Genomic DNA, 23244 nt, shown 5'->3' with positions numbered 1-23244 from the left:
ATTAATTCCTGCAAAATTCTTCAATTATACTAAGATTACTTTATCATGTGACAAAATGTGGGACAATGATTTCTTTTAAAAAAAGGTGTTCCAGCCGCTGCCGGAACACCTTTATCATTCTACGAACTAATTATGGATTTTTGGGGTTAGGCCCATATTGGTTATCGTTCGGGCTGCTGTCTAGGAAGAAAAACACCACTAAAATGATTGCGCCAATGAAAGGAATTAAACTGATCAATAACCACCAGCCGCTTTTGCCTGTATCATGCAGCCTGCGAACTCCCACGGCCAAAGAAGGCAAAAGAATCGCCAATGTATACAGCGTTGAAATAACTTGCGGAATTCCAATAATCATTTCCAGCAATCCAATAACCAATGCAATAATGAAATTAATCAGGGCAAACATCCAATATTCCATGCGGCGGGCTCTTCCTTGAAATCCTGTATAATTCTTAAGCACCTTCAAATACCAATCCAACCTTCATTCCCCCTCTCTAAAAACTGTCTTTCTTTAAAATTAGATGCTTTAACTCCGTTACACATTCCATCTTTTTTTCGATTCCCATTCTTAGTTCCTGTCCATAATCATGATTTAATGTTTGAGGCTTGGTTATCCTGCTTAAAATCTTCTTGGCGGCGGGCAGGTAAAAGCTGTTTTCAGTTTCATGAACTGGTACATGGTGCGGGCATCCCGCCCCTTTTGAGTGGAAGGGTTGATTTTTGATTTAAGGCAGTGCAAAAATTCCCGGTCACAATCACATGCTGGCCTCCCTCTGCCAATACAGTGATCATGATGATAACAGCAGGTATCCACATCATTGACTGGCTTTCCCGGCCCGCTGCAGCCTGGTCCGCACCAGTTATATCCCGGAAAACAAAACGCCAGCGGGTTCTTTTTTCTACGGGTCATTGTCTTCACCTCCTAGTACTGTCCCCCATATATAAATATGGAAAAGCTCCTTACTCTGTATGGTTAAAGACAACAATAAATGAGATTGGGACAACTATTAGAACTATGTATGATTGAATTAAAACTTAATACTAAGATATAGGGGGCCGTTTTGAAGTACAAAACACTGAATTAGTACGTTTTTGAACGTAAATTAGCAATAAAAAAAGCAGTTGATTTCGCATATCAACTGCTCTTGTTTTATAAAAATCATTTAGGCTTTGGATGCTTGTATGTCTAGGGAAATTTGTACTTGGTCTGCCACTAACACGCCGCCAGTTTCTAAAGCAGCATTCCAAGTTAATCCATATTCACTTCTACTAATGGAACCATGTGCTTCAAATCCTGCTTTTTCATTTCCCCAAGGGTCTTTACCGCTTCCTTCGAAACTAACCATAAACGTTTCGGGTTTAGTAGTTCCACGAATTGTTAGGTCCCCTGTAATTTCATACTCACCTGGGCTTTTCTTTACAATCTGCGTAGATTTAAATGTCATTTTAGGAAAATGTTCAACATCAAAGAAATCTGCTGAGCGTAAATGATTGTCACGGTCTTCGTTACGTGTATCTACACTATTCACGTCCACTGAAAATTCAATGGATGCCGTTGTTAAGTCCTCAACGTCTGCATCTATTGATGCTTCAAAAGTTTGAAATGTCCCTTTAACCTTGGACACCATCATATGTCTAATAGCAAAATCGATACTGCTATGTGCTGGGTCTACGCTCCATTTAGTCTTGGTCACAAAAATTCCTCCTAAAATATTAGTTATCATCCAATATACAGATTTGAATAAGCGTCTAATCTGTGCTATTCAGTTGTTTTTATAACGGATTATCGTAAAGTTTTTAGAGCTCCGCTCCAAGCAACCACTTCATCAAGCATCGTATTTACGTTATTGAGATGTAATTCTTGCGGCTTAAACTCAGCCCCGTTAACAAAATCAGTAAATAAACTCAAAGTAGGATGTGTGCGTACATCTGCCACCTTTTGTTCGGCAAGAATCCCTCTTAAATGTTCAGCAGCACGAGCCCCGCCAGTTGAGCCATAACTTACGATACCAGCTGCTTTGTTATACCAAGCTTCACGAGCAAAATCGATGGCGTTTTTTAACGCACCCGTAATGCTGTGATTATATTCTTGGACAATAAATATAAATCCATCAAGGTTGGCCAGTTTCTCGTTCCAAGCGGCAATTCCTGGTTCTGTTCCATCAGTTGTTCCTAAAAATGGAAGATTATATTCAGCAATATCGACAATTTCATAATCGGCATCTCCACGTTGATCAGCAATTCCTTTTACCCATTCCCCGACTTGTGGGCTTACACGTCCTTGACGAGTGCTCCCTAAGATAATTCCAATGTTTAATTTTTCAGTTGCCATTTTTTCTTCCTCCTTCATTTGTTTTCCAAATAATTTTTCTAAAAAACTCATTTTCCGCACCACCTGTAAAAGTTTATTTACTGTTTAAAATAACTGCCACCAACAACAAAACCTTCAGCTAAGCTGCAATTAAACACGCAAGATGATCCGATTACCTGAAGGATCTGAAGTAACGAAGGAACCATTTTCTTCAAAAATAGATGCCCCAATATTTTTTAGCTGTTCAATAATTTTCTGTCTCTTTTCCTCATTAGGAAGCATCAATGTAAATGATTCAAGTCCTGCACTATTAGGAGAAGGTGTAGGTGCTCCTACGCCATTCCAGGTATTTAATCCAATATGGTGATGGTATTTGCCATCTGAAATGAAAAGTGCCTGCGTGCCATAGCGGTTAACCACTTCAAATCCTAGTCCCTTGATATAAAACTCTTCCGTCTTTTTTAATTCTGATACATGTAAATGGATATGACCCATTACGGTGCCAGCAGGGAGACCTTTCCAAGACTGTTGTTTTCCAATAGTGAGGAGGTCGGTAAAGTTCAATGGATCCACTGCCATTTCCACCTCACCATTATGCCAATTCCATTCTGAAGGATTTCGGTCCGTATAAATCTCAATCCCATTTCCATCTGGGTCGGATAAATAAAGAGCTTCGCTCACAAGATGGTCTGATGAACCCAATCTCAACCCGATTTCAGAAAAATGCATCACAATGTTAGCCAAATCAGATCGTTTAGGCAGCAAAAGTGCGAAGTGGTACAACCCCGTTGTTTTTCCTTGTTTAGGGACAACGTTAACTGGCTGTTCGATATTGAGTAAAACCGATTTTCCATCCGCAGTAAGGTTTGCGGACCTTTCAGATTGTTCCAATACCTTAAATCCAATTATTTCTTTATAAAAAGCTAACGATCGTTCTAAATTCTGTACCTTTACGTTCACTTGCCCTACAAATGTAATAGGTTCATGATGAAAATTCATTTTAATGACCCCCTTTTTTCTTAATTTGTTTCTTACAAAACAATCAGTTATCTAATGCATCATTCTGTACCGTTCTAACAAATCGGATATAAGATGAAAATTTATTAGTTAGTTACTTTATGTAAGTTAGTATATAATTATAAATTAATAAAATCAAGTAAGTATTTTATAAAATGTAATTTAATTATTTGTAAATAGGTTTATAATAGGATGTAAGGAGTTGATTTAATTGGATAAGTCGATTTGTCCTAGATTTGAAAAAGCAATGGGGTTTTTGAGCCAAAGGTGGACAGGATTAATACTTTTTCAGCTTTTAACTGGTCCACAGCGGTTTTGTACTATTGAGTCTTCAGTGGGTGTAAGTGGCAGAGTGCTTTCCGAACGCTTAAAGGATTTGGAAAACGAAGGACTTGTAAAACGGGAAGTATATCCAGAAACTCCTGTTCGAATTGAGTATTCACTAACTGAAAAAGGGTTAGCGTTGGAGCCGCTTATGAGAGAAATAGAAAAATGGTCACAAAACTGGCTGGAAGCATAAAACCAACCCAGGTTGTGATTTATATTGATAAATGGAGAGGGTATAAAAGATTGTATGAATCTTTTATACCCTCTCTTTAACATTTTGGGGTTATCTTACTTGATTAAAAGTGGTAATGGTTTTTTGAGGATATGGGAAAATAACTGAAGAAAAACTCTTCAGTTATTGTAGATAAATTATATATCTAATTTACGGGTACCAATCCATTTCACCATTTCAGGATCTCTATGGGAAAAGAACAAGCTCTCCTTCGTATCTAATACAGTGATTTGGTCCATGTCCTCTTGATTTAACTCAAAATCAAAGATATCGAAGTTTTCGATGATTCTTTCTTTATGAACCGATTTTGGAATCACAACCACTTCTCTTTGAGTCAGCCAGCGTAAAACGACCTGGGCAACGGACTTATTGTACTTCTCAGCGATGGAAACTAAAACTTCATTCCCGAACAGGTTATTTCTTCCTTCAGCAAAAGGCCCCCAGGACTCGATTTGAACATGGTTCTCTTTCATGAACTTGGCATTTTCGATTTGCTGGCAGAAAGGATGTGTTTCTACTTGGTTGACAGCAGGAACTACTTCATTATGAAGAATTAAATCTATCAGACGGTCTGGATGGAAATTGCTGACGCCAATCGCCCTGATTTTCCCCTCACGATACAATTCCTCCATCGCCCGCCACGAACCATGGACATCCCCGAAAGGCTGATGGATTAAATACAAATCCAAATATTCCAGTTGTAGTCTTTCCAGTGATCTTTCAAAAGCTTTCTTTGTCTTTTCATATCCGGTATCTTGGACCCATAGTTTAGTGGTAATAAACAATTCCTCTCTTGGCACACCGCTGCGCTTGATGGCTCTGCCGACTGCTTCTTCGTTTAGGTAAGAAGCAGCTGTGTCAATCAAACGATAGCCAGCCATGATTGCGTTATACACACTTTCTTCACATTCATTTGCATCTTGAATTTGATAAACTCCAAAACCTAGTATGGGCATCTCCACACCATTGTTTAAAATGACTTTTTGCATAAAAATATCCTCCTAATTACGATTATTTTATTAGAAATGTGTTTCATCAATATCAATGTTTGATAAAGCCTGATTTAGGCTAGCCAATTCTTCTCTTGTTAATTCTATTGTGGCCCCGCCTAGGTTCTCTTCTAATCTGTGCAATTTTGTTGTGCCTGGTATGGGTATAATAAATGGCTTTTGAGCTAATTCCCAAGCCAAGACAACTTGTGCCGATGTTGCATTTTTCCTTTCAGCCACTTCAGCAATTAAGTCTAGTAACACTTGGTTATGGTCAATCACTTCTGGTTTGAATCTTCCCATGAAACTTCTAAAGTCATCGGCTTCATATTTTGTATCCTTTGTATATTTGCCGCTCAAAAACCCATTTCCTAATGGGCTGTAAGCCACAAAAGCAATCCCTAGCTCTTCACAAATATCAAATAATTCTTTTTCCGGCTCCCGCCACATCATGGAGTATTGGTTTTCGATGGCCGCAATCGGACAAACCGCATGTGCCCGCCGTATATACTCAATCGGTGCATTGGATAAGCCCCATGCTTTCATTTTTCCTTCGGCCATTAATGCTTTCATCGTTTCGGCGACTGCTTCTGGTTCTACATGCGGATCGATACGGTGTTGATGATATAAATCAATATAATCCGTTTTTAATCTTTTTAATGATCCTTCTATTTGTTCTCTAATTGATTCGGGGTTACTATTTAAAATATTTTGCGGCCGGTCATCTACAATTTCCTGTCCGGTAATTCCAAATTTCGTCGCAATCACCACTTGATCTCTTACTGGTGCCAGTGCTTCGCCTAACAATTCTTCATTGGCTTCTCCATAGACAACAGCCGTATCAAAGAAATTGCAGCCAAGTTCAACAGCTTGGCGAATTAATTGAATCATTTCATCACGATCTGCTGGCTTTCCATAGGCATGATCCATTCCCATGCAACCGAGCCCAATCGCCGAAACCTCCTGACCGCTGTTTCCTAATTTACGCTTTTGCATGATTAATCACCCTCCCATTTTGTTACCCATTTGATGATGCTCTTATTATGTACCAAATGAAAGTACGACAGGTAACACAATCGTACCAAATGATTGCCTAATCCTCTCACAGCCATTTCTTAAAAAGAAAATTAGCATTATAATGGGAGCATCACGAGGATAGCACAAGGAGGAACTTATGTTTGAACAATTATATAGGCAAAGAGTTGAGCTCGCTAAGTTCATAGAGGGTCACACTGGGATGGATGGCACTCAAATGACGGCGATTCCTTCTTTATTTTTCTCTCGTTTTTCTGATGCAGCTGGGCCATTTTACGGTATTCATAAGCCTTCACTATGCATTGTCGTTCAAGGGATGAAGGAAGTATGGCTTTCACAAGAGCCTTATCGATACGGACCTGCCGATTACCTTGTTGCCTCCGTCAACTTGCCCATTACCGGACTAGTCACGGAAGCCTCTTCCGACATTCCCTATCTGGCTCTCAAACTGGAATTTACACCGAGTGAAATATTGGAGGTATTACGTGAATTCCAAATGGGGGCGGATAGGAAGGAAAATGCGAAACGAGGAATGTATGTCAGTAAATTGGAGCCAACCTTGCTGGACGCGGTAACAAGATTAGTTCGTTTGCTCGATAGTCCGAATGACATCAAGGTACTTTCCCCTCTCATTGTGAAGGAAATCATTTATCGGGTCTTGCAAGGTGACCATGGGGGAATGCTGAAGCAAATAGCCATTGCTGGGAGTTCGACCCATCAGGTCAGTGACGTGATTCAACATATCATGAAAAACTATGAGAAGTCTTTTAAAATTGAGGAACTCGCGGAGATCGCCAATATGAGTGTTTCTTCCCTTCATCGGCACTTTAAAGAGGTAACCGCCATGAGCCCGATTCAATTCCAAAAACAACTGAGGCTTCAAGAAGCCCGAAGCCTGTTATTATCCGAATCAGCGGATGCAGCGGATGTTGCCTTCCGGGTGGGCTATGAAAGCCCATCGCAATTCAGCCGTGAATACTCCCGCATGTTTGGGCTGCCGCCTAAAGAAGATGTGAAGCGGTTGAGAGATCATACGGACCAAACGATAAACCTTTGCCCCCCCTTCCTTGTGGCGGGGGTCCTTTTGTGTCTTAAAAAGTCAATTTCCCGCCGTGATAGCAATAATAATGTTCTGCTTTCAAATCTTTAATCTTTTCCAATGACCGTTCGGCTCCCTCAACATCTAAACAAAAGTGTGGATTAGCGATCACTAATTCTCGACTCTCGTTGACGGCCGCATCACCTGTGATTACACTTTCTAAACTTGGAAAGTATAATGAAATATGTCCGGAAGTATGTCCTGGTGTGGCTACTACCCTGCATTTATTTTCTAAAATCCAATCTCCATCCTTTACCTTTTGATTAATGGAAACATGCTTCAATTCCTTTAATTGTTGAATAAACCTGTATTTGGCAAGTAAAAAATGCATTAAACGGCAATTAAAAATGTATCCACTTTGCCAACATTCATTTTAAGCTTTTAGTAAAGATTCTTTATAGCGATGACTATCACCATTGAACACTACTAGGTGAGAATGATGAATCAGTCGGTCGATGACTGCCTCCGTCAAAATGGGATCACCAAAGACGTGATTCCATTGACCAAACTGAAGATTAGTCGTGATAATAATGCTCTTTGCTTCGTAACACATCGAAATAACCTGGAACAGTAATTCTCCACCTTGTTTATGCAGCGGTATGTAGCCCAGCTCATCAAGGATCAGGCAGTCCAGCTTCTCGATTTGCTTAAACAATTTAATAAGTGTTCCTTTTTCATTTGCTTCAAGAAGCCGATTTACCAGCCCTGCAACGGTATAGAACTTTACTGACTTGCCAAACCTTTGTATGGCATTTAAGCCAATCAATGTTGCCAAGTAAGTTTTGCCGGCACCCACTCCGCCGTAAAAAATGGCATTCTCCTGTCGTTCAATAAATTCCCCGTTTAATAGACTGTCCTTAGTCATTCCTGCCGGAATTTGTACCTCATTCCAGTCAAAAGGCTTGCCCTGTACTTTTGGAAGTGTAGCCTGGGTTAATAGTAGATTGGTCCTGCGTTCTTCACGTTGCTGGAGTTCCGCTTCAAAAATCTTTAATAAATACTCCTCATGGGTCGCAGCTTTTACTTCATGGAAATGCTCTTTAATCCAGCTAAGCTTTAACCTCTTTGCGTAGGTCTGAATTTCCCCGTTCATTATGCATCGCCCCCTTTATGAAGCTGATCATAACGATTGAGCCCTCGCGTTGCTTCAGGCAGGGAAGGAAGCGTCATTTTCGGTTTTATTTCTTTCCGGATTCCACGGCCATTGATAAGCTGATAGAATACTTGTTTTATGGCATCCACGGAGGGATGCCCGTGTTCAGATGCGGTGACAAGCGCTTTTGTTATAAGACTGAAATCATGCTCTTTCAAAATTAGCGATAATAGTTTCAATGCTTCTGACTTTTCTGCCACAGTACAGGATTGAAAATAGTTTTTCCATTCTTCCGGCAGCTGATCAAAGAAACTGGTGTATTTAAGTGCCGTAGGGCGTTTGGCCATTAAGTTCAAATAAGGCTGCCACTTCATTGATTTTCGATATTGACCATAAAGCCTTGAATGCTTAACTACTAGAAGATTCTCCTCATTCAGAATCTCCACCGAGTTGTATGAAATCTTTACGAGAACCTCTTTTAGCGCGTATCTCGGCGAAGTCGAATATAGATTGAGGTCCACCTTCACATAACCGTATTTATCAGCTTTTAGGGTCTCATATCTTACACATTCGTATTCCTTTGCCGGTAATAGTAAGAAGGCGGCCTTATCCTCCTCAAACAATTCAGAAATTACTCGATCCTTCTGATAATGCTTCCTTTGACGATCTTTCTCGGCCTTTCCCCATAATTCCTTATTTAACTCATCTAATTCAATCACATGGAGCCCTGGTAGAAGAAAGTTATTCCTAACATACTTGACCATTGCCTCCACATGTCCTTTTTCATTTCCGCTGGCGGGGTTACAGAATTCACATTCAAAGCCGTAATGTAAAACGAAGTTTTGGAATTCCTCTGTTAATTGCCGTTCCCCATTTGGCAATATTTTTTTAACGGCAGGTGTGAGATTATCAAAGCGAATCGCTTTTGGCACTCCTCCCATATAATGAAATACTCTCTTTAAACCTTCTAGGAAACACTCTTTATTCTGTGAAGGAAAGACTTGAAAATAAAAGCCATTGCTATTTGGAAATGACATCACAAGAAACGGAAGAACAATTTCATCCCCTCCATAAATAAATGGGGCCTCACCAAAATCCACCTGTGCTGTTCCAGGAATGGACTCAAGTGGTAGTGCTGCTTGATCCGCCTCGTTTACTAATTCTTCTTTTCTCCTAGAAACATAATCACGAACAGTTCTATCAGAACCCTTAAAATCATACTGATCTTTTAACAAATCCCATATTCTCTTAGCTGTTCTACGAAACTTCTTTTTCTTCTTTAAATCCTCCTTAAGCCAATCGTCAATTATTGGCTTCACTGGCCCTAAAACCTTTGATACTCTTGTTTGTTTCTCCTTCGGCTGTTCGTTAAAGTCTTCCTTATCCGCATACTTCTTAACTGTTCTGGGATCTAATCCCATTCTTTTAGCTACATTTGAATACCCGCAGCCTTTATTATTAACCTGTTGTCTGATATACTTGATTTCGGCCACTGCCAACATCTCCTTAATACCTCCTGCACGACTTTGTCCCAACAGGAAGTGTATGTGTATTTTGGAATGTTGACAAGTGGTTTTTTTAATTTATGCAGGCCCCCGGGGGCCTGCATAAATTAAGTGCCATACCCTACATATTTAGAATGCCATAAACAAATAAACCATTTGCCAAACTCCTTTTCTTCATTCGGCAAACTTTCTAGCATTTCTTCGGCTTGAGCCAATCTCTCCGATTTCATTTCTCCACTAATATATTGGGATTCCTTTTCACTAGCAATCACATTAATCCAAGGATACTTCTCTTTGAAATCATATAGTGAACCGATATGGTCATCATCATAGTGAGTGATGATGATATTCTTTAATCCTTTCATTTCATATCCATTTTTTAAAATTTCCTTCTCAATCAACGGCAAAAATCCTCTATAGCCTGTATCAACCAAGGTTAGTTCGTTATCCATTACAATTAAGCTAGGATAAAGGGTATTTTTTTGCCCATTAAATTCAAATTCAATCGGAAGTTCGACTATCTTCATTTTTCTCCTCCCAGCACCCTAGAAATGCTCTAAATCCTTTTGCGATATTAATTCCATTACAAAAAGTTAATTCCTCCTTTTATGTCAATTGATTTCGGCACTTAACCGAACCACTCATGTTTATTTTGTGATTATCACGGGGAACTGAATTAGTGGAACAGCTGTCAGAAGAGCTTAGAGTATCATTAAATCAGCAAAAAATAAGGAATCCCTTCTCGATGGAGAGGGATTCCTTATTTTCAAATGATATGTTCTCTATTGCGTCTATTATCCTAGATACTCCAAAGTTCTTGGATCCGTACGGCCAAATGTCAAATACCATGGCTGTCCTAACGGTCCACCCTCAAGACCAGGACGGACAAACACCGTATACTTCTTGGTCGTCACATCGTAGCGCCGTACTGAGCCTGCATCTGGACCTGCAGGACCACCTTCTTCATCAGACGGACCAGTAATAGGGACAAACAGTTTTCCATGCGGTCCGAACAGAAGTGCTTGTGCAAAGGCGCGCGGCTCTCCTGGTTCGTAGAGGTCCATGGTTCTCTGCGCAAGAAATTTCCCCGTCCCCCCTTTGAAAACAAGAATTTTGTCGGTATCATTTGGATCTATGGTATTATCTTCTAAAACTCTTACGAAACTAGTAATATATAAATTTCCATCAGGGCCAAAGACTAAACCTTCCGGACGCCGGAGGTTATTCATGTCATTGCCTGTAACGAACACGTCGAGGAATCCACCTGTCGCCGGGTCTGGGTTAAAGCGGAGCACCCAGCCCAAATTGGGATCTTCAAAGTTGAACACTGAGACATAGAGCAAGCCGTCGGGGCCAAAAACAAGACCACGAGGACGGAACGGGAACTCGCTGCTAAACCCAGAATGGTCGAGTGTACCAATGAACTCTCCGGTGTAGCCTTTATACATTCGAATGTCTCCGGATTCTTCCGTGCCAATGTCCGCCACATAAAGGATATTGTGGCGAGATAAGACCATACCGCGAGGCGCGAACGGCGCGTTCTCTCCGTCCGATCTGACGAACTGTCTCCTATACCGGCCATTCTCCCCCATGTATTCCAAGACGTTGCCGTTTATAGGCAGACCGACGTTTTGATTAGCCACAAGAAGATTTCCAATATGGTTGAAAATCATTCCTCTAGGACCGTGTAAGCCGCCACTTTGTGCTGGAACAAAATTCCCGTGAAACTTCCCTGTACCTGCATCAAACCTTGCCACTGTGTCTTCAAAACCGTCACCAATGTAGAGAGAGTCTCTACGTAAGCCCATTAAACATCATCCTTTCAGCTATAAAATTTTAGTAAGATATAGTTAGTTGCTTTAACTATTTTTTGTGAACGTTGATTAAACATTAAGTAAGGTGAGCCGTATTAAAGTAAATAGGTACCAATAGAGGTTTTCCTAAATAAATGTTAGCGATATTCTTGTTCAGACCAGCAACATATTTAAGGAACTTGGACTTCCTACCATTAAAATATGAAGCAGTTTATTCATTGACTATATGCCTGTCCATACAATAAAAATATTTTCAACTTTAGGCAAGTCATTTCCTGAAAAACACATTTAGATTCAATACGGTGAAGCAGCTTCATTGAAAAGGATTAGTATTTAGGAAAATTGGCTCCCATTGCTGCTAACGCGACGGTTCCTGTTCCATACCGAAACAAATAGGCATTTCCCAAATATATCGGGAAATGCCTATTTGTTTATGGTGAGAGAATTTCCCTCCTTATGAAAGTTTTTATGCATTTTTTCATAAAGACAAAAAATAATAGAATGTATTCAATCGTTTTTCTTCAGAAGAGTAGTTTCCTACGCCCCAAGTTGCCTGATACCAAGTTAGTTGGATGAGAATGCGGACATTAGTCAGATTTGGATAACATCTTTATGAAGTATTTTGGGGATTCCTTAAACCCCTGCCGAATATAAAACCTATGGGCATCTTCTCTTCTAGAATGGCAATGAACCTCCATTCTATCGCAATTTCTTTTAATGGCTAATTCCGTACAATATTCTTCAATCCTACGTCCAATCCCCATACTTCTAATGCTTGTATCAACTGCAAAATAACTGATTCTTGCGAAATCTCCTTTTACGGCTAATTGGGGGATAAAATGAATGGAAATAACAGCAACTACCCTACTATCTTCTTCAAAGACTAATAATTCCTCATTCGGTTCCATAAGAAGTGTTTCAACTTTTTCCTTTAAAAAAGGTTCCGTATCTGGATAGCCCAATTGGTTTAACAACAAGGAAATTTGCTTCCAATCATCCACTCTCGCTTTTCTGATTCCCACCATATCACTCCCTAATTTTATTAACATATTTGAACCTATAGACATGAACATTTCTGGTTTGATTTTACTGGCCAGTGACGTCGGAAGTTTTACACGCAAAAGGCGAGATTCATAATAGAATAGAAAAAAGCTTCCAATTATAATAATGATTAGGATGTACGTTATTCTGCAAGGGAAAAGGACTATTATATGCTATTTTATGTCATTGCCATCCTCGTTATTATGATGGATCAGCTTTCTAAATATCTAATTCGCGCCTACATTGACATCAATGAAACATTTACATGGTGGGGAATACAACTCACACATATTGAAAATAGCGGGATGGCAGGAGGGTTATTTCAAGGCAATGCACGGCTCTTCGGAGTTGTGGCCGTGTTGTTCGTGATAGGTGTTTTATATTTTCGCAGAACCGGAGAAATGAAGGGTGCTCTCATCGAATGTAGTTTGGGATTCCTAGTCGGAGGAGCAATTGGGAATGGGATCGATAGGCTTTTGTTTGGGCAGGTGACAGACTTTATCATTCGCTCTGGTGGAATTCTTAACTTTGCTGACCATGCTATTGAGATAGGGGTGTTCCTGCTTATTATTTATGGGGTCGTTAGATGGTTGAAAAATAAGCATTAGATCTGTTCGGTAGACACTGAGCTCTATTGAATAGACTCCATATTCTCTTCTCTAAACAGTTCTTGTTCCTTTGCCAAGGCTTCTCTCATATTCTCTCCACACCTCTGGCTGCGCAACGGGAAAATAGCATTTATTCATTGGTTTAGCGGTTATTGGATTTTGTCACATATCTTTTATTTAAATATGAAATAGTGCCGGCATAAATAGGCGGCACTTTCAAGATTAACCAATTACATGTTCAAAATTTACTTATTTTCATTACCTGAGGTCTACTAGGTTCAACTCAAACTCCAGCTCCATGAGATTGTCTGACCAGGTATGGTTTTCTTTTTCTGCCACAATGACAAAACCTGCTCTGGTGTACATGCCAATGGCTTGGTCCAAATCGTCCGTTGTATCGAGATACACGGTCTTGAATCCCTTCTGTCTGCAGTAGGCTATGGCCTCATTCAACAGATGTTTTCCAAGCCCGATTCCGCGATAGTCGGGATGCAGCAGAAACCATCTCAGCTGCGCCCTTTCACCATGTCCCAAGATGGCAATGGAACCCACAATCTCATCATTGTGCTCCGCAACCCATAGTCGGTCCTTGTTAGGATCGTAGTTCATCAGAAAGTCATAAAAAGATTGTGCAACGTATCCCTCAAAAACAGTCGTATAATTGTATTCCTTGTTATAGATCCATCCATGCATGTAGGTAATGTAACCGGCATCACCCGGCCTTACTTGGTTTCGGATGCTAATATCTTCGAGCTTTAAATCTTTGCTGCCTGTTTTATGCATGTTCCCGCCTCCTTGATAAAACGAGAATACCAAAAAGTTTTTGACTTTAACAACTATAATGTTAACTTTAAAAGTATTCGTTTGTGGTCGGGGAATCCCACCTCTAATCCCCTTCGAATTTCCATTCCAGGTGTTACAACCAACTTAACTACCAAGCCTGCAACACTCTTATGAGATACATCATGCCATGCTATTTAAATGGTTCACCTTTTTTGAGTTAACTCAAAGTCAATTTTATCCTCATAGGTGAACCACCCTGGCAAAAAATGATATTATAGGACTAGAAACAATATAGGAGGATAACTCTTGAAAAAACTTGTAAAAGTAGTAGCTGCTATTATCGAGAATGAGCAACAGGAAATCCTTTGTGCTCTTAGGTCACCAGAAATGTCCATACCCAATCGATGGGAGTTTCCAGGCGGGAAAGTTGAAGCCGGCGAAGATATTTTTTCCGCACTCGAAAGGGAAATTTCTGAAGAGTTGAATTGTAATGTCAAGACTTTTAAAGAAGTATTTAATGATAATACTCATGAGTATGAAACCTTCACCATAAACCTAATTTCGATTAAATGTAGAGTTGTCAAAGGAACTCCTACGAAAAGTGAACATTCCAAGTTAATTTGGCTAAAAAGGGAAAATCTAGATTCACTTAACTGGGCTCCTGCGGACATCCCAGCGGTTGAACAATTAATTCAAGAAAAATAGTCTTCTCAAAATGAGAAGACTATACCTTTTTGGTAAACTCAGTATATAAACTTGCCGGGACTTCATTTTCCAATTTCATCCTAACTGTAATTGGTTTATTCCCTTCAAAATAAATCGAGTTTCCTTTTCCAATATAAATGTATGGCTCCGTTTTTCCATCAATTTCTTTATATTTCCGAATAAACAAGTGAAGATTTATTCCCCGTTGCTTATTAAAAATAATATTCTTCCCTCTTTCGGATTCCTGTGAAGTATTGTTTACGGATTGCCATTGAAACTCACGTGGATTAATAAATTTATCTTTGTAATTAATACTATCCTTTATGTCCTCCTCTTTATGAAGATCTATGAAGAGAAAATATTCATTACCATTTGCTAGTAGTCCTGAACCCCTAAAGGAGCTATGGATTTTCCTATAATTTGATAGCAAAGCAGCATCAATCATTTGATATTGCTCATAAAGTTTAAAGTGAGGGACTCCGTAGTATTCCCCATTGAATTCCTTAACGTACCTGAAGATCCCATAAGTAATGACGTCTTCTATATATTTACGATATTCCTCGTTTTCTAATAGTCCTTTGAAAAGAGAGGTCCTACTCAAATTCCCATTGCTATAATTAACTAATTTAGGCTTGCTCTTAATCTGGCCACTATCATAGTAGTTTTGATTTAAGCACTCAAATGCATGAAGTATGCTATCATCGTCCACATTATTAATCATTTTTAAGATTTGATATTTTGCAGTTTCTAAGTCGATTTCCTCGTGGTCTAGGAGATACTGAAGAATGACAAATTCGTAAATTCTCTTGATTGGCAGCTTACTTGACAATTCTTTTACCGTATCTTCGAAAGCCTCGTTTAGCAAAAGTTCCTTTAAATAGTCATCCTTCTCCACTTTAGCTACAAAGGAAATATAGGTTTTTTCCTTATCAATAAATTTTACCGGATCTGGTGCTCCGTCATATTTCACATAATCTAACATCAAATTAGGAATCCGCCCTTGGTTGAGATTTTTAAATTCAAAGTACTCTTCCTTCAAATACTTCATTGAATTAAAGTTCTCTTTATCGATTTGAGCCAATATCCTTTCCTCAGAAATCTTGTCCATTTGGATATGAGTGCATCCAGGGATACTAGCAAAACCAGTTGCAACAGCCACTTTTAAACTTTCTTTATCATAATAACGGCTACCATTTAACGCAAGAGCAATTAAAAAGGCCTTTTGATGATTTCCAATAAAATCAAGAACCGTTAAGAACTCCTTGTTAGCATGCTTTCGAAGCCCGCGTCCCAACTGTTGAATAAATACAATTGGAGAGTTAGTGGGTCTTAACATTAATACTGTATTAATAGAAGGAATATCGACCCCTTCATTAAAAATATCTACAGTAAAAATAAATTCTAGTTCATCCTGGTCATCTTCTAATCGATTAATGTATCTTTCTCGTATTTCAGAAGAATCATTTCCAGTTAAACAAACACTTTTGTAACCCTTTTTATTGAATTCACTAGCCATATACTGAGCATGTTCAATACTGACGCAGAATCCAAGGACCTTTCTTTTTTCACCATCATGTCCGTAGAATTCCATTTTTTCAATAACAAAATCAACCCGTTCATTGACCTTTAATCGTTTTGTGATTTCCGCAATATCGTCAATATCCACATCACTTAAATCAATGCCTTCAATATCAGTAATACCGAAGTAATGAAAAGGAATAACTAACTCATCCTCAAGCGCCTCATGCAATCGAACTTCTAGTGCCACATTATTATCAAAAAGGTCAAAAACATTGTAACCGTCACTTCGTTCAGGTGTGGCTGTCATTCCTAGGGCAAAATTGGGCTCGAAATAGTTTAAAACAGTTTGATATGTAGGACTAGTCGCATGATGGGCTTCATCAATAATTAAATATTCAAACTCATCTTTATCAAATTCATGAAAGCATCTCGATATAGTTTGGATCGTAGCAAACACATAATCAACATTTTTTTGTTTATGATTCCCAGTTAACAAACCAAAAGTTAGGCCATCATTTGGCAAGAGCAGTTCAAAGGTTTCTTTTGCTTTTTTTAAAATCTCTTCTCTATGCACTATAAAAAGAAGCTTCTTTGGTTTATAGCTCTTTACATCAAACGCCGACATGTACGTTTTACCCGTTCCAGTCGCTGCAATAACCAGGGCCTTTGTCTCACCAAAGTTACGGAGACGCTCGAGATTTTCGGTAGCTCGTTTTTGCATTCTATTAGGCACGATATATTGTTTTCTTTCATAGATCATTTGGTTGTTGATTTGAGATTCCCTAATGCTCTTAAGGAAATCTTCATATCTTCTAATAAAATCCTCGTCCGCTTCGTCACTCATATTCCAAAGGTATTCGTATTCCTTTAAGACGTCTTGGATAAACTGTCCATTTTCTTTAGTAACAATCTCAACATTCCACTCAATATTGCTCTTTAGAGCACTTTGGGTAATATTAGATGAACCAATAATGACCTTGAAACTATCTCGATACTCGAATATGTATGCTTTGGTATGGAATCCAATTTCTTTGTCGGTAACAAAAACTTTTAAATCAACGTTTGTAAACTCTTTTATTTTTTCGAGAGCCTTTGCATCGGTAAAATTGAGGTATGTGGAAGTAATGATTTTCCCCTTGGTTCCTCGCTCCTCTGCCTCTTTTAGAGGATCAAGCAAAAGTTGCAGTCCACTAAAATTGATAAAAGCAACACTAAAATAAAAACGTTGACACTCTCTCATCGACTTTACTAATTCTCTTAATAAGTTTCCTTTATCCGAGTTTACAATTAGTTTTTTTTCTACTGCTTCCATGGTTTACTCCTGACTCTGTATTTACCAAGTTCATTTTTTCTATATATTGGAATAAGGAAATTGTACTATATCTTGTAATAAATAAAAAGATCTCTGGATTCTATTGTGATATATTTCTACAGTTACTTAAGCGTGGAAAAATTAATCATCATATTAAGATACATTTTTTTTGCTTATCCATACACAAACATGACAGAAGAATCAAGAAGTCTGTTAAAGTAACTTTTTCCTTTTAAAGTTTCTATAAAGTGTTTAAACTAATAAGTAAAGAATCATGAAGAAGGAGGTTTTGCAATGCCTGTTGTCTTAAAGAGGTTTGAAGAAACTGAAAAGGATTTTATACTTAGATTAAGAAACGACCAAACAACAATAATGTTCGATCCTCATTATTTACACGAGCACTTATTGGAATTCGGAACGATGCCCGATATCAATGAATGGAGATACCCATTAATTTATTCTTCTTTTATACATGTTATGGAGTTAGGCTTAGGGGACGATACCTTAATACCCATGAAGAAAAATCCTCGTGAACAGAATATAAAATCTACACCATCTAGGCGAATTGCTAGAAGCCTAAAAAACACAGACATTGCCGAAGATGGGAGACCTCATAACCAATCTTTTTACCTATTAAACCGGGGGATTGTGCTTGTTGCTCATAAGATAAAATTTTTAGAAAATGTTATCTTTAATGGGGAAGATGAGATAATTCCTAATGTTATTGAAATTACAATGGATAAAGAAAACGAAGGTAATATTGACGGGGGACATACATATAAAATAATAAAAGATACTGTAATGAACTATAAAAAGAATGAAGAATTTCTTGATGCATATGTTCGTTTTGAAATTACAGTTAATTTCCACGGGGTTTCCCGGCTTGCGGAAGCTCGGAATACATCCGCCCAAGTTCTTTCAAGGTCCATAGTTAACTTACAAGGTGGATTTGATATCTTAAAAGAACTACTATCAGAATTATCTTTTCACAATAGAGTTGCATATAGACAATTTGAAAAGCACGAGGAAGGCCTAAAAATGATCCCCGTTGAAAACATTATTCGATTGTTAGATTTATTTAATTTAGAAAAGACTCCAAAGTATTCAACCCAATCTAAATTTAGCAGGCGACCTTCTATACCCCAAATGAAGTGGGCCTCTGGTGCAGAACAAATTATTAAATCCTATGTTACAGAGATTGAAACTGCAGCAGAAGAAGAACGGGACTCCGAATACGTTAACATGGAAGCAATAATTCCTGACATTTTTAACATGTATAATTATTTGGAAAAGAATATTCCTGATATTTACAATAAAGTGGGTTCAAACAATTCTGCTGGTGGCGGGAATTATGCCCTGATTAGTTTTTCAAAATCTGAAAAAAAAGTACTATTTAACTCTTACCGTAATATCACCACGTTTTCAAATGGAGAACTTATTGATGAAAACGGTATGAAATATGAAGTGCCTGGAGGCTTAATTCAGCCAATTATCGGATCACTACGAATGTTAGTTACAAAAAGTGAAGACGGGAAATATAAATGGATTAATGGTTTTGATCCCAACAATTATAATGAATTAGAAGAGATTGTCCAGCCTTTGGTTAGTTATGTAGTTACAAAAGCCCGAGAAGAGACTCCTGATAAACTCGCTAAGAGTAATGAGCATTGGAATTACTGTTTAATGACTATGGATCAAGCAAAAGGTATAATAGAGGGTAATAATAGAGATGACCAATAGTTTTTTTAGTGAAATTTTATTATCAACACTAAATATGGTTAATAACGGGAGTTTCACTAGAGATTTACTTTTGGAAAAACTTAAAGAAGCTTATGAATATGAAATTGAAGATTATGATATATACCCTATACTGGAGAAGTGTATTGAGAAAGATGCAATACAAATACTTGAAAATAATATATATGCACTGACTGATATTGGGCTATTTCTTTTGAATAGCCCACCAGATTCTGCTTATCAAAGTCTTTGGAGTATTTCTAATAAAGAAAATCTTGATGACAAGGCTTTTCCTAATGAAAATCCATTTGAAAAAAAACATATTGAATCTTTAAATCGTCTTAATGAAGCCTACAGTACCTACCTATCCAATTTAAAAAAGTATATTAAGTATCTTTTGATAAATATGAATGTGTACAAATTTGAAGAATTAGTCATTAATATACTTATAGCTTCTGGTGAAGCCCCATTTGGGGAAGTAACAAAAAAAAGTGGTGATGGTGGAATAGATGGGTATCTTTATAAGACTCGATTAAAGCAAGGGGCTATGCCTGTTCAAGCAAAATGCTATGACGAAAACAATCTTATATCCGTAAATGATCTTAGAGATTTTATTGGTTCTATGCACCAAAGTCATAATAACGGTTCTTATTTTGTAACTACATCAACCTTTACAAATAAAGCAATTGAAAAAGCTAATGAACACGGAATAATTTTACTAAATGGAAATCAACTTGTTGATTTAATGATTGAATACCAAGTAGGGGTAGAAACAAAACATAATTTAGATTTTCTAATAACACCTATCTCATCAGTATTTGATTAGGACGAAAAAGCCTGCCAAATATAATATTGGCGGGCTTTTATTTTAAGGTTCTATTGCAATCCTATTTGATGTTACTATTTCAATAACCCTCAATAAAAGAATGGGGAAAGTCAACCACGAAAACGTTGATCAAGCCCTGAACAATGCAATAAACCTCCTCACGGATAGCATTATTACATATCAAGAACTTGTACAAGAAAAAAAACTCTATGGTAATCTATTTTTACATTTAAAAATGAGTGCATAGTCACTCTCCGATTTTGTCAAATACTATTTCAATCTTCGGGTAGAGACTGGCACTTTTTTTGGTCCGGTTTAGGGAAATTTAAATAAACTGCCTCTATATATGATAAGTTCACCGCTACCTATGTGGAAGTTTTTATTACAGGGGAATCGTATTAGTTTCTTTTTCTGAAAAAAATATTCATTTACTAGTATAAACTATTTTTACAAAGTTCACTTCAAGCCCTTTCAACTGGAACTGAATTCAGGATAGATTTCCCCTTCGGATCCCCTACTATCCCCTCCTCAATACCGAAAACCAGTTCACCTCGTAAAAAGGTTTTTGTTACCCGTGCGCCGACTTCCATACCAATATATGGGCTATGGGGATTTTTATAGTAAAGACTTTCGGCATTAACGGTATAAGACAGACTTGGGTCAATCAGTATCAAATCAGCGTCACAGCCGACCGTAATTTCTCCTTTGTCCAATAAAGAAAAGCGACTAGCAGGCTGGGTTGCAATTAGATTGGCAAAATTAACAACACTCATTCCACGTCTATTTACTGCTAAATCAAACATGACATCAACACTGTTCTGAGCACCGGAAATCCCCCCATGGGCTTCAAAGATACTCCCTTGCTTCAAATCACTGGTACACGGTGAATGATCAGAACTGATCCAGTCAATTTTCCCTTCGAGCAAACATTCCCAAAGTGCTTCCTGCTCCTTTGGATAACGCAGCGGCGGCTGACATTTAGCAACTGTGCCAATACGTGCCAAATCATCTGCATTAAGAGCAAAGTAGTGCGGGCACGACTCCAGTGTAATATTCACACCTTCAAGCTTCGCTTTCTCAATTATATGAACCGCTTCTGCCGAACTAACATGAACAATATGGACAGGGCAGCCCGTTGCTTTGGCGAACAAAATCACACGTGATACAGCTTCCACTTCGGCAAGGATGGGACGAGAATCAACAAAATCATAAGTACTCGTTTTCCCCTCTCTCACTTTTTGTCTTTCCAGACCGTCCGTAACCTGGTCATTTTCACAATGAATCAGCAGGATTTTCCCCAATGCAGCAATTCGCTTCATCCCTTCCAGAAGCGTATAATCATCGATGCTTTTGAAATCTCCCGGTATATCTGTCTGATAGGTGGAAAGAAAACACTTATATGCGATTGCACCTCCATCGGCAAGTTCTTCTAAATTATCAAGATTATCCGGTGTAAGCCCTCCATAAAAGGCGTAATTAATATAATTTTTTCCAGAGGCCAAGGTTATTTTTTTCTCAAGAGCCTCCTTGGTCGTGGTAGCAGGCAAAGCATTAAGGGGCATGTCAATATAAGTGGTCACACCACCTGCTGCCAGCGCTTTCGAACCGGATTCAAATCCCTCCCAGTCCGTTCTTCCAGGCTCATTAATATGTACATGAGTATCAATCATTCCTGGAAGGATATACTGCCCTTTTGCATCAATGACCTCCAGATGATCTTTTCTCGGTATAGTGGCTGCAATAGTTGAGATTTTGCCTGCGGTAATTTCGATTTCTCCTTCAACTACCCCTATTGGAGTGACAATTTTTCCATTGGTGATGATGGTTGTTGCCGTCATTTTGAAAATCCCCCTTTCAAAAATCAATTTGTAACTTATCATAGCAGAAGTTTACTAGTTTTAAAGTTATGTGTAAGACAATCTAACAAAGAACTTGCAACACCACTTTTTAAGTTGGATGATAAAAACTAAATTTTGTAAAAAAAGAGCCACATTACCGAAAGGATGATTTTATGGAGAATCAAGTGCTTGAGAAATTAAAATGGCTGGCTGAGTATGGGAAGGACAACCAAAACGGAATCACGAGACTCGTCTACTCTGACCCATGGTTGCAAGCGCAGCATGGGCTCAAAAACTGGCTTTTACAAGAAGGATTTTCTGTCGACATCGATGCAGTAGGGAATCTGCTAGCCAGCATAAAGGGAGCAAGCCAGCCGGATGAAGTGGTTTTGACAGGCTCCCATTTGGACAGCGTCGTCAATGGCGGGATTTATGACGGTCAATATGGAATCATCGGCGGCGCACTGGCCATCATCGATCTTCTTAAAAAGTACGGTCCGCCAAAGAAAACGCTGCAGCTTGCTGCATTTGCAGAAGAAGAGGGAAGCCGATTTCCCTATGCGATGTGGGGAAGCAGAAGCATGTTTGGACTGGCTAAACCCGAAGATATCGAAGGGATTGTTGATGCTGACGGGATCAGCATGATGGATGCCATGCGAGAATTAGGATACTCAGCCGAGCTCTCACCAAAACAAAATGTAACGGCCTTTATTGAGCTGCATATCGAGCAAGGAAGTGTTCTTGAAAAAGAAAATAAAGACATTGGAGTGGTTTCCAGCATTGTCGGGCAGCAAAGATTCCTAGTAACGGTCCTGGGCGAACCCAATCATGCAGGCACTACCCCAATGGGCTACCGCCGTGACGCCATGAAAGCTGCCAGCTTCATGATCAGCCGAATCTTGACATTGGCCGATGAAGCGGGCGATCCGCTTGTTGCCACTGTGGGAAATTTTCAGCTGGAGCCCAATATTTCAAATGTGGTCCCTGGAAAAGCCATCTTTACACTAGATGTTCGCCACACCAACGAATCCGATTTGGAAAACATAACGCATTTGATAAAAGCAGAAATAGGTGCGATTGCGAAAAAACAAAACGTCGATGTAAAAATCGAGGCCTGGTTTACCTCAAAGCCTGTGCCAATGAGTGAAAAAATCATTACGCTCTTACAAGAAAGCTGCGAACGCAAAAAAATCCCTTTTAAGCCCATGCATAGTGGGGCGGCTCATGATTCCCAGGTAATTGCATCAATTATTCCAACCGCGATGATATTTGTACCAAGTCAGTCAGGGATCAGTCATTCTCCCCTCGAATATACGGATGAGCAGGCGTTGGAAAAAGGAATTGAAGTGCTGGCAGAAGCGTTGCACCAGCTGGCTTATTGACTGAATTTTTATAAAAGACAAAAAATACACCGTCACATAATCTTACAAGCTCCTTGTCATCGACCTCTC

Annotated in this window: 21 protein-coding genes and 2 pseudogenes; 7 read left to right on the top strand and 16 right to left on the bottom strand. The window is 38.8% G+C overall.

The features are described 5' to 3' along the window. Nucleotides 1–130: 130 nt before the first annotated feature. From ACY8D0_RS00460 to ACY8D0_RS00440, 5 genes are all read right to left on the bottom strand, one after another. Nucleotides 131–478, bottom strand: coding sequence for a DUF805 domain-containing protein (locus tag ACY8D0_RS00460; protein ID WP_462408553.1), 348 nt, complete (start codon nucleotides 476–478; stop codon nucleotides 131–133). 141 nt (nucleotides 479–619) lie between these two features. Further along, nucleotides 620–910 (bottom strand): phospholipase, encoded by a 291-nt coding sequence (locus ACY8D0_RS00455; RefSeq protein WP_462408552.1) that lies wholly within the window; start codon nucleotides 908–910, stop codon nucleotides 620–622. A gap of 253 nt (nucleotides 911–1163) precedes the next feature. Beyond that, nucleotides 1164–1694 (bottom strand): YceI family protein, encoded by a 531-nt coding sequence (locus ACY8D0_RS00450; protein ID WP_462408551.1) that lies wholly within the window; start codon nucleotides 1692–1694, stop codon nucleotides 1164–1166. Nucleotides 1695–1783: 89 nt separating this feature from the next. Continuing rightward, nucleotides 1784–2383 (bottom strand): NADPH-dependent FMN reductase, encoded by a 600-nt coding sequence (locus tag ACY8D0_RS00445; protein WP_462408550.1) that lies wholly within the window; start codon nucleotides 2381–2383, stop codon nucleotides 1784–1786. 78 nt (nucleotides 2384–2461) lie between these two features. Then, the gene (locus ACY8D0_RS00440) at nucleotides 2462–3310 is read right to left on the bottom strand and encodes a VOC family protein (protein WP_462408549.1); all 849 of its coding nucleotides are present in this window, start codon (nucleotides 3308–3310) and stop codon (nucleotides 2462–2464) included. Nucleotides 3311–3539: 229 nt separating this feature from the next. On the opposite strand from ACY8D0_RS00440, the gene ACY8D0_RS00435 reads away from it, so the two are divergent. Next, the gene (locus ACY8D0_RS00435) at nucleotides 3540–3848 is read left to right on the top strand and encodes a winged helix-turn-helix transcriptional regulator (RefSeq protein ID WP_462408548.1); all 309 of its coding nucleotides are present in this window, start codon (nucleotides 3540–3542) and stop codon (nucleotides 3846–3848) included. A gap of 176 nt (nucleotides 3849–4024) precedes the next feature. On the opposite strand, the gene ACY8D0_RS00430 is transcribed toward ACY8D0_RS00435, so the two are convergent. Together ACY8D0_RS00430 and ACY8D0_RS00425 are read right to left on the bottom strand one after the other, a co-directional pair. After that, the gene (locus ACY8D0_RS00430) at nucleotides 4025–4876 is read right to left on the bottom strand and encodes an aldo/keto reductase (protein ID WP_462408547.1); all 852 of its coding nucleotides are present in this window, start codon (nucleotides 4874–4876) and stop codon (nucleotides 4025–4027) included. 30 nt (nucleotides 4877–4906) lie between these two features. Further along, nucleotides 4907–5872, bottom strand: coding sequence for an aldo/keto reductase (locus ACY8D0_RS00425; protein ID WP_462408546.1), 966 nt, complete (start codon nucleotides 5870–5872; stop codon nucleotides 4907–4909). Between the two features lie 178 nt (nucleotides 5873–6050). Between ACY8D0_RS00425 and ACY8D0_RS00420 the strand changes: the two genes are divergently transcribed. Continuing rightward, nucleotides 6051–7061 (top strand): AraC family transcriptional regulator, encoded by a 1011-nt coding sequence (locus ACY8D0_RS00420; protein ID WP_462408545.1) that lies wholly within the window; start codon nucleotides 6051–6053, stop codon nucleotides 7059–7061. On the opposite strand, the pseudogene ACY8D0_RS00415 reads toward ACY8D0_RS00420, so the two are convergent. The 6 genes and pseudogenes from ACY8D0_RS00415 to ACY8D0_RS00390 form a co-directional block, all read right to left on the bottom strand. After that, nucleotides 7003–7314 (bottom strand): annotated as a pseudogene (locus ACY8D0_RS00415) (MBL fold metallo-hydrolase); the annotation flags it as partial. The gene ACY8D0_RS00420 and the pseudogene ACY8D0_RS00415 overlap by 59 nt on opposite strands. Nucleotides 7315–7383: 69 nt before the next feature. After that, nucleotides 7384–8103: an IS21-like element helper ATPase IstB gene (gene istB, locus ACY8D0_RS00410; protein WP_462408544.1), complete on the bottom strand. Its 720-nt coding sequence runs from the start codon at nucleotides 8101–8103 to the stop codon at nucleotides 7384–7386. Further along, nucleotides 8103–9605 carry an IS21 family transposase gene (gene istA / locus ACY8D0_RS00405; RefSeq protein ID WP_462408543.1) on the bottom strand — a complete coding sequence of 501 codons (1503 nt, stop codon included), beginning with the start codon at nucleotides 9603–9605 and terminating at the stop codon, nucleotides 8103–8105. Before istA ends, istB begins: the two co-directional genes overlap by 1 nt. Before the next feature lie 149 nt (nucleotides 9606–9754). Further along, nucleotides 9755–10135, bottom strand: a pseudogene (locus ACY8D0_RS00400) (MBL fold metallo-hydrolase); the annotation flags it as partial. 267 nt (nucleotides 10136–10402) lie between these two features. Then, nucleotides 10403–11416, bottom strand: a complete 1014-nt coding sequence (locus tag ACY8D0_RS00395; protein WP_462408542.1) for a hypothetical protein — start codon at nucleotides 11414–11416, stop codon at nucleotides 10403–10405. Nucleotides 11417–12009: 593 nt separating this feature from the next. Next, nucleotides 12010–12447 carry a GNAT family N-acetyltransferase gene (locus tag ACY8D0_RS00390; protein WP_462408541.1) on the bottom strand — a complete coding sequence of 146 codons (438 nt, stop codon included), beginning with the start codon at nucleotides 12445–12447 and terminating at the stop codon, nucleotides 12010–12012. 186 nt (nucleotides 12448–12633) lie between these two features. On the opposite strand from ACY8D0_RS00390, the gene lspA reads away from it, so the two are divergent. Further along, on the top strand, nucleotides 12634–13071 hold the full coding sequence (gene lspA, locus ACY8D0_RS00385; protein ID WP_462408540.1) for a signal peptidase II: 438 nt from the start codon (nucleotides 12634–12636) through the stop codon (nucleotides 13069–13071). A gap of 258 nt (nucleotides 13072–13329) precedes the next feature. On the opposite strand, the gene ACY8D0_RS00380 is transcribed toward lspA, so the two are convergent. After that, nucleotides 13330–13854 (bottom strand): GNAT family N-acetyltransferase, encoded by a 525-nt coding sequence (locus tag ACY8D0_RS00380; RefSeq protein WP_462408539.1) that lies wholly within the window; start codon nucleotides 13852–13854, stop codon nucleotides 13330–13332. Between the two features lie 306 nt (nucleotides 13855–14160). On the opposite strand from ACY8D0_RS00380, the gene ACY8D0_RS00375 reads away from it, so the two are divergent. Then, nucleotides 14161–14559, top strand: a complete 399-nt coding sequence (locus ACY8D0_RS00375; protein ID WP_462408538.1) for a (deoxy)nucleoside triphosphate pyrophosphohydrolase — start codon at nucleotides 14161–14163, stop codon at nucleotides 14557–14559. Nucleotides 14560–14578: 19 nt separating this feature from the next. Here the strand turns inward: ACY8D0_RS00375 and ACY8D0_RS00370 are convergent, their stop codons facing one another. Continuing rightward, entirely contained in the window at nucleotides 14579–17392 is a 2814-nt protein-coding gene (locus ACY8D0_RS00370) for a DEAD/DEAH box helicase (protein WP_462408537.1), read from the bottom strand. Nucleotides 17393–17686: 294 nt separating this feature from the next. On the opposite strand from ACY8D0_RS00370, the gene ACY8D0_RS00365 reads away from it, so the two are divergent. Continuing rightward, entirely contained in the window at nucleotides 17687–19132 is a 1446-nt protein-coding gene (locus ACY8D0_RS00365) for an AIPR family protein (RefSeq protein ID WP_462408536.1), read from the top strand. After that, complete coding sequence (locus ACY8D0_RS00360; protein WP_462408535.1) at nucleotides 19122–19955, top strand: restriction endonuclease; 834 nt, start codon at nucleotides 19122–19124, stop codon at nucleotides 19953–19955. Before ACY8D0_RS00365 ends, ACY8D0_RS00360 begins: the two co-directional genes overlap by 11 nt. Before the next feature lie 461 nt (nucleotides 19956–20416). Here the strand turns inward: ACY8D0_RS00360 and allB are convergent, their stop codons facing one another. Further along, a complete protein-coding gene (gene allB, locus ACY8D0_RS00355) occupies nucleotides 20417–21793 on the bottom strand; it encodes an allantoinase AllB (RefSeq protein WP_462408534.1) in 1377 nt (458 codons plus the stop codon). 173 nt (nucleotides 21794–21966) lie between these two features. Here allB and ACY8D0_RS00350 point away from each other — a divergent pair, with 173 nt between their 5' ends. Continuing rightward, nucleotides 21967–23175, top strand: coding sequence for a Zn-dependent hydrolase (locus tag ACY8D0_RS00350; RefSeq protein ID WP_462408533.1), 1209 nt, complete (start codon nucleotides 21967–21969; stop codon nucleotides 23173–23175). The last annotated feature ends 69 nt before the right edge of the window (nucleotides 23176–23244 follow it).

The organism is Neobacillus camarae (genome assembly GCF_054950115.1).
Note: the sequence above shows the minus strand (reverse complement) of the source record. Positions and strands in the feature narration are given on the sequence as shown.